At 57.0% G+C, this 12270-nt stretch carries 12 protein-coding genes; all 12 read right to left on the bottom strand.

Annotation, left to right across the window (positions count from 1 at the left end; genetic code table 11):
- Window positions 1-7: 7 nt before the first annotated feature.
- Entirely contained in the window at window positions 8-2563 is a 2556-nt protein-coding gene (gene infB, locus BUA65_RS01530) for a translation initiation factor IF-2 (RefSeq protein WP_072867007.1), read from the bottom strand.
- A 95-nt stretch (window positions 2564-2658) separates the two neighbouring features.
- Window positions 2659-2952 carry a L7Ae/L30e/S12e/Gadd45 family ribosomal protein gene (locus tag BUA65_RS01525; protein ID WP_165613171.1) on the bottom strand — a complete coding sequence of 98 codons (294 nt, stop codon included), beginning with the start codon at window positions 2950-2952 and terminating at the stop codon, window positions 2659-2661.
- Between the two features lie 20 nt (window positions 2953-2972).
- Complete coding sequence (rnpM, locus tag BUA65_RS01520; protein ID WP_072867005.1) at window positions 2973-3239, bottom strand: RNase P modulator RnpM; 267 nt, start codon at window positions 3237-3239, stop codon at window positions 2973-2975.
- A 27-nt stretch (window positions 3240-3266) separates the two neighbouring features.
- A complete protein-coding gene (nusA, locus tag BUA65_RS01515; RefSeq protein WP_072867004.1) occupies window positions 3267-4352 on the bottom strand; it encodes a transcription termination factor NusA in 1086 nt (361 codons plus the stop codon).
- A 12-nt stretch (window positions 4353-4364) separates the two neighbouring features.
- On the bottom strand, window positions 4365-4832 hold the full coding sequence (rimP, locus tag BUA65_RS01510) for a ribosome maturation factor RimP (RefSeq protein WP_072867003.1): 468 nt from the start codon (window positions 4830-4832) through the stop codon (window positions 4365-4367).
- 148 nt (window positions 4833-4980) lie between these two features.
- On the bottom strand, window positions 4981-5655 hold the full coding sequence (locus BUA65_RS01505) for an MgtC/SapB family protein (RefSeq protein WP_084061963.1): 675 nt from the start codon (window positions 5653-5655) through the stop codon (window positions 4981-4983).
- 20 nt (window positions 5656-5675) lie between these two features.
- Window positions 5676-6083 carry a hypothetical protein gene (locus BUA65_RS01500; protein ID WP_131821449.1) on the bottom strand — a complete coding sequence of 136 codons (408 nt, stop codon included), beginning with the start codon at window positions 6081-6083 and terminating at the stop codon, window positions 5676-5678.
- Between the two features lie 6 nt (window positions 6084-6089).
- Window positions 6090-7256, bottom strand: a complete 1167-nt coding sequence (locus BUA65_RS01495; RefSeq protein WP_072867000.1) for an MGDG synthase family glycosyltransferase — start codon at window positions 7254-7256, stop codon at window positions 6090-6092.
- A gap of 11 nt (window positions 7257-7267) precedes the next feature.
- Window positions 7268-8983: a proline--tRNA ligase gene (locus BUA65_RS01490; RefSeq protein WP_072866999.1), complete on the bottom strand. Its 1716-nt coding sequence runs from the start codon at window positions 8981-8983 to the stop codon at window positions 7268-7270.
- 21 nt (window positions 8984-9004) lie between these two features.
- Window positions 9005-10066 carry a flavodoxin-dependent (E)-4-hydroxy-3-methylbut-2-enyl-diphosphate synthase gene (gene ispG / locus BUA65_RS01485; RefSeq protein ID WP_072866998.1) on the bottom strand — a complete coding sequence of 354 codons (1062 nt, stop codon included), beginning with the start codon at window positions 10064-10066 and terminating at the stop codon, window positions 9005-9007.
- A 13-nt stretch (window positions 10067-10079) separates the two neighbouring features.
- On the bottom strand, window positions 10080-11099 hold the full coding sequence (rseP, locus tag BUA65_RS01480; protein WP_072866997.1) for an RIP metalloprotease RseP: 1020 nt from the start codon (window positions 11097-11099) through the stop codon (window positions 10080-10082).
- 5 nt (window positions 11100-11104) lie between these two features.
- Window positions 11105-12256 carry a 1-deoxy-D-xylulose-5-phosphate reductoisomerase gene (locus BUA65_RS01475; RefSeq protein ID WP_072866996.1) on the bottom strand — a complete coding sequence of 384 codons (1152 nt, stop codon included), beginning with the start codon at window positions 12254-12256 and terminating at the stop codon, window positions 11105-11107.
- Window positions 12257-12270 lie beyond the last annotated feature (14 nt).

Raw genomic sequence — 12270 nt, 5'->3', positions numbered from 1 at the left:
CACCCTGCTAGGCCAGTTCCCTTTTAACCGCTTCCGTGGTGAAGGCTTCGATTATATCGCCCTCCCTGATCTCATTATACTTTTCCAGGGCAAGGCCGCATTCGTAGCCCTGCATCACTTCCCGGACGTCGTCCTTGAACCGTTTTAAGGAATCCAGCTTGCCTTCATAAACAACCACGCCGTCCCGGATGACCCTGACGCCCGCATCCCGGACAATTTTGCCATCAGTCACATAACAGCCGGCAATGGTGCCCACTTTGGAAATCTTAAAGGTTTTCCGTACTTCGGCCCGGCCAAGGATCACTTCCCGGTACTCGGGCTCCAAAAGACCGCTCATGGCCGCCTTGACGTCTTCGATGGCATCGTAAATTACCCGGTAGAGGCGGATATCCACTTTTTCTTTCTCGGCCACGCGGCGGGCGTTAACATCGGGACGTACGTTAAAGCCGATGATGATGGCGTTGGAAGCGGAAGCAAGCATGATGTCCGTTTCGGTGATTGCCCCCACGCCCTGGTGGATGATGTTTACCTTTACTTCTTCCGTGGACAAACGCTCCAGGGCCTGTTTCAACGCCTCGGCCGAACCCTGTACGTCGGCCTTGATGATCACCCGCAGTTCCTTAACCTGGCCTTCTTTTATTTGGTTAAAGAGGTCGTCTAAGGAAACCCGGGGCATGGCGGCTTTAAATTCCTCTTCGCGCTTGCGGTTGGCCCGTTTTTCGGCTATTTGACGGGCGGTTTTTTCATCGGGCACTACAAAGAACTGGTCTCCGGCATGGGGTACTTCCGAAAAGCCAAGGACTTCTACCGGCGTGGAAGGACCCGCCTTTTTCACCCGCCGGCCTTTATAATCCATCATGGCCCGCACCCGCGCCCAGGTTGTACCCGCCACTAGGTTGTCGCCCACCGAGAGCGTGCCGTTTTGCACCAGCACCGTGGCTACCGGACCCCGCCCCTTATCCAGTTCGGCCTCAATCACCGTTCCCCTGGCGGGACGGTCGGGATTGGCTTTCAGTTCCTGCATTTCAGCCACCAGCAGGATCATTTCCAGGAGATCTTCCAACCCCTGGCGGGTCTTGGCACTGACGGGAACCATCACCGTGTCGCCGCCCCATTCTTCAGCCACCAGACCGTACTCGGTGAGCTGCTGTTTAACCCGATCGGGGTTGGCATCGGGCCGGTCGATCTTGTTGATGGCCACTATAATGGGTACGCCGGCAGCTTTGGCGTGGTTGATGGCTTCCACGGTTTGGGGCATTACCCCGTCGTCTGCCGCCACCACTAAAATGGCGATATCCGTAACCTTGGCCCCCCGGGCACGCATGGCGGTAAAAGCTTCATGACCCGGGGTATCCAGAAAGGTAATCTTTTTGTTATTATGCTCCACCTGGTAAGCACCGATATGCTGGGTAATCCCACCGGCTTCCGTGGCGGTAACATTGGTCTCGCGAATGGCGTCCAGCAGGGAAGTTTTCCCGTGGTCCACGTGGCCCATAACCGTGACCACACAGGGGCGCGGCTGGAGATCGGCGGGATCATCTTCCGGCTCCTGCATGAAGAGAGCCTCCACATCCTGTTCCACCTTGACTTCCACTTCAAAACCAAATTCCTGGGCCAGGATAGTGGCGGTATCGACATCAATTTCCTGGTTGATGGTGGCCAGCACACCCAGCATCATTAGTTTTTTAATTACCTCAGCCGGGCTCTTCTTCATTTTTTCGGCCAGTTCCTTCACCGTGATGGATTCGCCAATAACAATGGGCTTTTTCTCCACCACAGGCTTGGGTTCCGGCTCCCTGGGCGCCGTTTTCTTTTTCTGGCTGGTCAGGGGCCGCAACTTGCGGTCGGCCAGCGTTTCATTCAGGAGCTCTTTCCTGTCCCGAACCCGGGCAGTATGTTGTTTTTCCTGTTTCTTCTCCCCCCGGGTTTTATCGGACCGCACCTTTTCGCTTACGGCCTTAATTTCCTGCGGGACTTTGGGTACCTTTAAATGTTCAGGCCTTGTTTTGGCCGGATGGCGCCCGGTAGCTTCACCCTGGGAAGGAGCAGCCTGGGCCTTTCTTTCGGCAGGCGTCCTACCGCGGGCGGCAGGTTGCTGCACCCTGTCGGCAGGCTGCTGGGCCTGTTGGGGTTGCTGGGCCTGCACCCTTGGCGGAGGTTGGGGCGGTTCCACCTTCAACGGGCGCTCCTGAAAACGCCGGTCCGGAGGACGGGAGGGTACCCGGTCCACCAGCCCCGGCCCGCGATCATAGCGCCGGGCGTCCTGCTGATGCCGGGGACGTTCCGAATGCCGTTTTTTCTGGTTGTTTTTGCCCTCCTTAGGCTTATCCGTCCTGGCCTGCGCCTGGGATGCCGGTGTCTTGGGCTGCTGGTTTACACCTTTAGCGTTCACCACTTTTTCATTCCCGCCCTTTAACTCGGCCAGCACCCGCTCCACCTCCGCATCCTGCAGGGTAGAGAGGGGTGATTTCACTGAAATGCCCATATTACCAAGCTTTTGCATCAGTTCCTTACTTTCTATGTCCAGTTCTTTGGCCAGTTCGTGTACTCGTTTTTTGACCATGCAAACACCTCCAGAGTGGGTGGCTGGTGGTTAGTCATCAGTCGTCAGTTGCAGCTGTCAGTCGCCACCAACCACCAACAACCAACAACTAACGACTAGCCACTATCTCCCCTTTCTAAATGTTTTAAAATCCCCTGGGAAAAGTTTTCATCGGTAATAGCCATGACGGCACATGTGGCCCGGTTCATGATACGACCCAATTCTTCTTTTAGCCCCCAGGTAACCACGGGAACCCCCATGGAACGGGTCCAAAACAAAAAGGTCCTTTTGGTACGCCCGGAAGCATTGGTGGCCAGGAGCACCAGTTTGGCGCTACCCCGCTGGATGGCGGCACGTACCGCCCTATCCCCCCCCACGACGCGTCCGGCACGCCGGGCCAGAAAAAGCATTTGCGTTACTCCCCCGCCCCTCATTCCTGCAATCCCTCGGCCAGGGACTGGATGATTTCCGGAGCAACGGAGCGCTGCAGGGCCTTCTCCAGCCGCTTGCCTTTAACTGCTTTCTGCAAACACTCCCGCCGGGGGCAGATGTAGGCTCCGCGCCCAGAACGCTTACCTGTCGGATCAATCTCAACGGTGTCCTGGGGAGTACGCACCACCCGGATTAGCTCTTTCTTAGGCCTCATCTCCTGGCAGCCCACACACATGCGCAAAGGCACCTTTTTTACCCTGGGCAAATGGATCACCTTCCTCATGCCCATAATTTACAGGACACTGTCATCACCATAGTACTCCCTGTACTCCTGGGCGTATATTTCTTGCATCTGGGATTCGCTCTTGATATCTATCTTCCACCCGGTGAGCTTGGCTGCCAGACGGGCATTCTGACCTTCCTTGCCAATGGCCAGGGAAAGCTGGTAATCCGGCACAATCACCCGGGCAATTTTTTCTTCCTCCCAGATCTCCACCGCCACCACTTTTGCCGGGCTCAGGGCCGCGGCCACAAATTTAGAAGGATCGGGATTCCACTTAATCACGTCAATTTTTTCCCCGTTTAGCTCGTTAACAATGGCCTGGATGCGCGCACCCTTGGGGCCCACACATGCTCCCACCGGATCCAGTTTTTCCTCCCGGGAATAAACGGCGATTTTAGACCGGTAGCCGGCTTCCCGGGCAATAGCCTTCAACTCCACCAAGCCTTCCTGGAGCTCCGGCACTTCCAGTTCCAAAAGCCGTTTCAAGAGGCCCGGATGGGTACGGGAAACTAGTATCTGGGGCCCTTTGGTAGTTTTGCGCACTTCAACCACGTAGGTTTTAATCCTGTTTCCAGGGCGGTATTCTTCCCCGGGCATCTGTTCCGGCGGGGTTAAAATGGCTTCCGTCCGGCCCAGGCTGATGTAGACATTCTTTTGTTCCACCCGCTGGACAATCCCGGTGACGATATCCCCTTCCCGGCTGGCAAATTCCTCGTACACTATGTTGCGCTCGGCTTCCCGGATCCGCTGGACCACCACCTGTTTGGCCGTTTGGGCGGCTATCCGGCCGAAGTTCCGGGGCGTAACCTCTTTTTCAATCACATCCCCCACCTGGTAGCGGGGATCGATTTTCCGGGCCTCCTCAAGGGAAATCTCCAGCCGGGGATCGGTCACTTCCTCCACCACCGTACGCTGGGAATAAACCTTGAAATCCCCTGTCTGGCGGTCAACAATTACCCGGGCATTTTGCAGGGAACCGAAGTTGCGCCGGTACGCGGAAAGCAGGGCTGCCTCAAGGGCCTCGAAAAGGATCTCGGCCGAAATGCCTTTTTCTTTTTCCAATTCCTTTACGGCTGTCAAAATTTCGGTATTCATCTCGCCTGCCTCCTAGAGCCAACTTGCCTTTAGCCGTGCCGTTGCCACCTCGGAAAAGGGGATACGCCGTTCCTGCCCGTCATCAAGGATAAGGACCACCATCTGGTCCTCTAAACCCTCCAGGCGGCCGGTGAACTTTCTTTGTCCATCCTGGGGGGTGAAGGTGGTGAGCTGCACCCGGTGCCCCGAGAAACGCTCAAAATCGGCAGGCTTCTTTAATGGCCGCTCGATGCCGGGAGAAGAAACTTCCAGGTGATAGGAATGGGGTATGGGATCTGCCTCATCCAAGAGGGGATCCAGGCTTTCCGACACTGCCTGGCAGTCATCCAGCGTCACTCCCCCGGGCTTATCAATGAAAATGCGCAGGTACCAACGCCCCCCCTCCTTCACATATTCCACGCCGACCAGCTCTAACCCCAAGCCGGTCACCAGCGGAGTGGCCAGTTCCTCCACTGCGGCCACGACCTTGTTTCTAACCACGGCCGTATCCTCCTCTTAATTGATTATAGTTGTGTCTGTATATTATAAGACGAAAGAGTGGGTGTTACCCACTCCTGTTACTGACAAAAGGCAACGGAACGTAAACCAAATCAAAGTATACCACAGAAAACAACGGCTGGCAAGGGTTTTAACTGTGCCGGTGTTCGACCCGGTACACCCCGGGCAAAGAGGCCAGCTTGTTCAGGATCAAAACGCGGTTGACATGGGGGCGGAACTGGACGGTGATTTCCAATAACTGGCGATCTCCATCGCCCATTTTTTCGATTTCAATATTTTTAACTATGAGGCCAAATTCATCCAGCAGGGCCCCCACCTTCTGAAAATCTTCGGGGTCGCTGGTCACCACAAGATTCAATACGTCTTCCTGGCGTTTTTTGCGCACATAATCCTCAATGGCCCCCAGAATAACCAGGGCGAATAGAACCAGGACAGTACCCAGGGTAGCCGCCAGGTAAAACCCGCCCCCTGCCGCCAGGCCGACACAGGCCACCACCCACAAACTGGCAGCAGTGGTCAGCCCGCGCACCAGGGGGCCTTCCCGCAGGATGGCTCCGGCACCAAGAAAACCAATGCCGCTAACTACCTGGGCGGCCACCCGGGCCGCATCACCCTTAAACTGGAAATGAAGGCCCTCCGATACCACCATGGCCAGAGCCGACCCCACACAAACCAGAATATGGGTACGAAAGCCCGCCGAATAGGTACGGATGGAGACGTACAGCCTTTCCCGTTCCAGGCCGATCATTCCCCCCAGGACGACCGCCAGCACCAACCGCAAGATAATTTCCTTTTCCGTTAACATAATCTATCCCCCCGCCACCTTCAACACACCACTACTGTTCTGAAAAATAGCACTTGCCTGCCGTTTGCACGCGCTCGCCCCTGGTAAATGTTCAATAACCCAGCTATGGTGCCGCGTTGTCCACGCTCGCTCCGGTGCTCCGCGCTGACAAAATGGTTTTTATCGCAAAAGCTAATAATCCTCGCCGCAGCGGCATCAGAAAAAGTCTGCATTACCTGAAATAAATCGATGCCGCTGCCATACTCGCTTCGGACCGGACTAGCGGCGCTGCAAAGGCGGCATGGCATTTGTACTTTACTGTCATCTTTTTGCCATTTCAGTAAGTTACCTTTTCTAATGCTACATTTCGGTGCCGATGGTAGCTGGGTCGCTTCGTGCAAAACGGCAGCCATTTTCATCCTGCTTGCTGGTGGCACTGAAAGCGTCATGGGTGTCTAATCCCTTGCCGCGGCCAGGAGATCCTGTTGTAAGATCCTTTGCATTAATTCCACTGCCTCCCGGGCGGCATGGGGCTTACCAAGACGCGTAGCCGCCGCCGACATATCCCAAAGACGCCTCTTATCTAAAAGACAGGACAGAATCTCCCGGCCCAGGTCCTGAACCCTGTTCACCCGTACCGCGGCACCGGCTCGGCAGAGATATTCGGTATTGCGCTCCTCCTGACCCGGCAGGGGATCCACAATAAATATGGGTAAGCCTTTGGCCAGGGCTTCGGCACAACTTAATCCTCCGGCTTTACCCACCATGATATGGGCCACAGACATAAGTTCGTGGATATTCTCGATAAACCCAAAAACCCTGGTGGGGTGGCAGTTGGATTCGGCGAGCCGCAACAGCCGTTGCCGCAGCTGTTCATTGCGTCCAGCAACTACCAGCAACTGGCAGGGCACGGAACCGTTGCCCAGGCATTGCACCGCTTCGGCCAGGGGGCCCAAACCCAGACCGCCTCCCATGACCAGCACGGTGGGGAGGTACGGATCCAGGTTAAGCTTCTGCTGGATGCTCAAGCGATCCACCGGCCGGGCAAAGGCAGGATCGATGGGGATCCCTGTTGCGTACACCCGCTCCAGGGGGGTGCCAAACTCTGCAAGGGGTTCCCGCAAGTCTTCACTGGCCACCACGTAGGCATCCACTCCGGGAAAGATCCAGAAGGAATGAACGGTAAAATCGGTAATGGTGACCATTACCGGAATCCGAAAAAGGCCCTGGCTTTTCAGCCGGTCCAGAATGCCCACGGGAAAAGGGTGGGTACAAACCACCAGCTGGGGACGGGTTTGCTTCAAAAACTCAACCAGTTTAGGGGCGGTTAATATGTTCAGGATGCGGTTGAATTCCTGCTTGGCAAATCCTGAAAAGGGTTGATCCCGCTCTGCCTGACGGTAAAGGTAGCCATAAACCACCGGGGTAATTTTGAGCATTTCCATGTAGGTGCCCAAAATCACCTTTTCTAAAAAAGGGCTGGTATACCGGAAGGTGTCCAGGACAATTACTTCTGCGGCCGGATTGCTTTGTTGAATGGCCTCTCTTAAGGCATGAGCCGCCCGCATATGACCCGTGCCGGCCGTTACCGATAAAATGACCACCCGTTCAAGGATAGTCATAACCATCCCCTCTAAGCCTGAGCAATAAACTCTCGGACATGACCGGTAATCCGCTCCCGCGGCACCAGCCGGGTTTCCCCGCTAGCCCGGTAGCGCACCTCCAGCTCCCCTGTTTGGACAGCCTGGTTGCCCACAGTAATACGCATGGGGTAACCCACCAGATCCGCATCCTTGAACTTTACCCCCACCCGTTCAGGACGGTCGTCCAGGACCACTTCTATCCCGTTGGCCTCCAGCTCCCGGTAAACCTCTTCGGCCAGACCCATTTGCTGTTCATCCCTGTGGTTCACCGGAACCACCACTACATGGAAGGGAGCGATGGACACCGGCCAGATAATCCCGTTTTCATCGTGGTTTTGCTCCACCGCCGCAGCCATGGTCCTGGTTACGCCAATGCCGTAACACCCCATGATCATGGTCCGGCTCTGGCCGTGCTCATCCAGGTAGGTGGCTCCCAAAACGCGGCTGTATTTGTCTCCCAGCTTGAAAATTTGTCCTACCTCAATACCGCGGGTTTCCTTGAGGGGTGCGCCGCATTTGGGGCAGGGATCCCCGGCCCGCACCTTACGTATATCCGCCACCACCTGGGGAGTAAAATCGCGTCCCGGATTTACATTGGCCAGGTGCGCATCATCCCGGTTGGCCCCGGTAACGGCATTGACCAGCAACATGACCTCCTCATCGGCTACCAGCCAGACATCTTGCAGGCCCACCGGGCCGGCATAACCCACCGCAGCCCCGGTGATCCTTTTCACGGTGGCCGCATTAGCCAGCTCCAGGCGCAGCACGTCCAGGACCTTTTGCAGCTTAACCTCGTTTACTTCCCGGTCACCCCGTACCAGGGCAGCCACCACTCCCTTTTCGGTCTGGTAAAGGATGGTTTTGATCAGGCGGCGGGCATCCACTCCCAGGTAACCGGTAACTTGTTCCACCGTGTGCATACCGGGAGTGTCCATCGTCTTAAGGGGTTGCGGTGTTTCCTCACGCGCAACGCCACCCTGCACCGGCGAAATCGCCCGCTCCACATTGGCCGCATAACCACATGACTCATCGGGGCAAAAGACTACCAAAGCCTCCCCGGAATCGGCCAGCACCATAAATTCGTGGGTATCATTGCCGCCAATGGCGCCTGAATCGGCCTCCACCGGGCGAAACTTTAACCCGCAGCGGGTGAACACCCGGGTATAGGCCTCGTACATTTTTTGATAGCTTATTTCCAGGCCGGCTTCATCCCGGTCGAAGGAATAGAGATCCTTCATTATAAATTCCCGTCCCCGTAACAGGCCGAAACGGGGACGCCGCTCATCCCGGTATTTGTTCTGGATCTGGTAAAGCAGCTGGGGCAGCTGGCGGTAGGAGTTTACTTCCTGCCGTACCAGGGCCGTTACAATTTCTTCATGGGTGGGACCGAGGCAAAAATCCCGCCCGTGCCGGTCCTTCAACCGGAATAGTTCCGGGCCGTAGACGTCCCAGCGGCCTGACTCCTGCCAGAGTTCCGCCGGTTGGATGATGGGCATCATAATTTCCTGGCCGCCCTGGCGATCCATCTCTTCCCGGATAATTTGCTCTATCTTTTTAATTACCCGCCAGGCCAGGGGCAAAAAGGTATACACCCCCGCCGCCGCCTTGCGGATGAATCCGGCCCGCAGCAATAACTGGTGGCTCACCACCTCTGCTTCAGCCGGTACTTCCCTTAAAGTAGGCAAAAACAACTGACTGACACGCACTTATGTAAGTCCCCCTTACTCTCATTTCTCCGATAGAATGTTTTCCACTTCCCGTACCAGGGCGTCTACCAAGTCTTTTTCAGGAACACGTCCCACAATGCGGCCGCCCCGGAAGAGAATCCCAAGCCCCTTCCCCCCGGCAATGCCCACGTCGGCGTGGCTGGCTTCCCCGGGGCCGTTAACCGCACAGCCCATAACGGCCACCTTTAAAGGTTTGTCCACCCAGGAAAGACGCTCCTCGACCTCCAGGGCAATACGTTCGAGATCAATACAAGTTCGCCCGCAGGTGGGGCAGGAAATGAGCTCGATTCCCCGCCGGCGCAGGCCCAGGGCCTTTAAAATTTCATAGCCCACCCGCACCTCCTCCACTGGATCCCCCGTAAGGGACACCCGGATGGTGTCACCAATTCCCTGGGCCAGCAGCGCCCCGATGCCCACGGCCGATTTGATTGTTCCGGAGCGGACGGTTCCCGCCTCGGTTACGCCCACATGAAAGGGATAATCCACTTCCCGCGCCAGCAAGCGGTAGGCCTCAAGCATCACCGGCACATTGGATGCCTTTAAGGAAACCTTGATCTCCCGGTACTCCATTTCTTCCAGCAACCGGATATGCCGCAGGGCACTCTCCACCATGGCCCGTGGAGTTGGCCCACCGTGCTCGGCCAGCAGATCCTTTTCCAGGGACCCGGCATTGACTCCAATGCGGATGGGAACCCTTCTTTTCCGGGCGGCATCCACCACGGCCGCCACCCGTTCCCGGCCCCCGATATTGCCCGGGTTAATCCGCAGGCCGTCCACACCGCTCTCAAGGGCTGCCAGGGCCAGGCGGTAGTCAAAATGAATATCGGCCACCAGTGGGATAGGGCACCCGGCCTTGATTTCTTTTAGTGCCCGGGCAGCCTGCAGGTCGGGAACGGCCACCCGCACTATTTCACAGCCCGCCTGGACCAGCCTGTGGATCTGGTCCAGGGTGGCCCGGACATCCCGGGTATCGGTGTTAGTCATGGACTGCACCGAAACGGGCGCCCCTCCTCCTACCTGTACATCACCGAGATTGATGGGGCGGGTGTATCTTCGTCGCACGGACTTCCCCCCGTTAGAGCAATCCCAATATATCTTTATACGTGATGACCATGATCAGGAGCAGCAACAGGCCAAACCCCACCAGGTGGACAAAATTTTCCTTGGTGGGATCCACCGGCCGCCCCCTCAACCCTTCCAGGGCCAGAAAAAGAAGCCTGCTGCCATCCAGGGCGGGAATGGGCAAAAGGTTGAACAGGCCCAGGTTGATGCTTAAAAAGGCGGCCAGCTGCAGGAGGTAAAAGAACCCCAGCTGGACGGCGGTATGAATTTCCTGGACAATGCGCACCGGCCCGCCCACCTCGGCCGGTGCCTGACCGACAATCATCCTGCCGACAAACTCCAGGATCAACCCGCTGAGGCGTAACGTATACTCCATTCCCCGGTATAGGGCCGCAAAGGGGCCCAGGGGGCGCATCTCCTGGCGGGGGTATATGCCGATCATACCCCGGCCCTCGGCATTTACGGCCGTGACCAGCTTAAACTTTTCCTTCCCTCCATCCCGCAACACCGTTACGGTAATGGGCTGCCCGGGATGAGCATTTACCAGACTAGTTACGTCCTCCCAGCGCGTTACTGGCCGGTCGTTAATGGCAATGATCTGATCGCCGGGTTTTAAGCCGGCATTTTCGGCAGGTTGGCCAGGAACCAGTTTGCCGATGGTGGTGGTAGGGGTTGGAAAGCCCTGAACCATGAAGATAACCGTCAACAAAAGGGCAGCCAGAAGGAAATTCATCAACGGACCGGCCGCAATCACGGCAGCCCGCTGGCCCACGGTCTTGTTCTGGTAACTCTTTTCCTCGTCCTCCACTTCCTCCGCCGGATCCATCCCGGCCATGCGCACAAAACCGCCCAGGGGGAACAGGCGCAGGTTGTAAGCAGTTTCCCCCCGGGGGATGCTTAAAAGCTTGGGGCCAAGTCCCACGCTGAACTCGTGAACCTTGATGCCCACTCGCTTGGCGGCAATGAAGTGACCCAGCTCGTGAAAAATAATTAGCAATCCGAAAACCAGAATGGAGGCCCACAATGTCTGCATTACCATCACCCTCTTGCTTTTTCCCGCGCTGCCCGGCGGGCCCACTGGTCTGCGGCCAGAATCTCATCTAAAGTAGGCTCGTAAATGACCGCGTGCTCCTCCATGACCCCGGCCACAAGCCGGGGTATGGTGGTGAAATCAATTTCTCCGGCCAGGAAAGCATCAACGGCAACCTCATTGGCGGCATTAAGCACTGCCGGCATGGTCCCGCCGGTGCGGCCGGCGGCGTAGGCCAAGGCGAGACAGGGAAAGCGATTGGTGTCCGGCGGTTCAAAGGTGAGTTCGCCTAAAGCAAACCAGTCCACCCGGGGCAATTCACCGGGCCAGCGGTCAGGGTAAGAAAGGGCGTACTGGATGGGCAGGCGCATGTCCGGCAGGCTCAGCTGAGCTATGACCGAGCCGTCGACAAATTCCACCATCGAGTGGATAATGCTCTGAGGATGGACCACCACTTCTATTTGATCATAATGCACGGCAAAAAGCCAGTGCGCTTCCAGGACTTCTAGCCCCTTATTCATCAGGGTAGCTGAATCTATGGTAATCTTCTTTCCCATCCGCCAGTTGGGGTGAGCCAGAGCCTCGTCTACCGTGACCCGGGAAAGATCCGCGGGTTCTTTGCGGAAGGGCCCTCCCGAGGCCGTAAGTATGATTTTCCCCACTCTGTTCCGGGGCTGGCCCGCAAGACATTGCCAGATGGCCGAATGCTCGCTGTCCACCGGTAAAATACGGGCTCCCTTTTCGCGGGCAAGCTTCATGACCAGCTCACCAGCGACCACCAGGGTTTCCTTGTTGGCCAGGGCAATATCCAGCCCCTTTTCCAGCGCCGCCACCGTGGGGCCCAGCCCCACGGTCCCTGTGAGGGCGTTCAAAACCACCCCGCTATCAGCAGCGGTCGCCACGGTCACCAGACCCCCGGGACCCCAAAAAATATCGGGCAATTCCTCAGGGGGGAGGTTTTGGGCCAGTTCCCGGGCTGCTTCCTCCCGGGCCAGGGCAACCACCCGGGGGCGGAATTCCCGGATCTGTTCGGCCATAAGGGGCCAGTTGCTTCCGGCGGCCAGGCCGGCCACACGCAATTCACCAGGGAACCGCCTGATCACGTCCAGGGCCTGCCGGCCAATGGAACCGGTACTGCCGAGGATGACAATCTCTCTCATGTTAATATCCGTCT

The sequence above is a fragment of the Desulfofundulus thermosubterraneus DSM 16057 genome (genome assembly GCF_900142025.1).
GTDB classification, from domain to species: domain Bacteria; phylum Bacillota; class Desulfotomaculia; order Desulfotomaculales; family Desulfovirgulaceae; genus Desulfofundulus; species Desulfofundulus thermosubterraneus.
The sequence above is the reverse complement of the archived record's forward strand: the minus strand, read 5'-3'. Positions and strand labels throughout refer to the sequence as shown.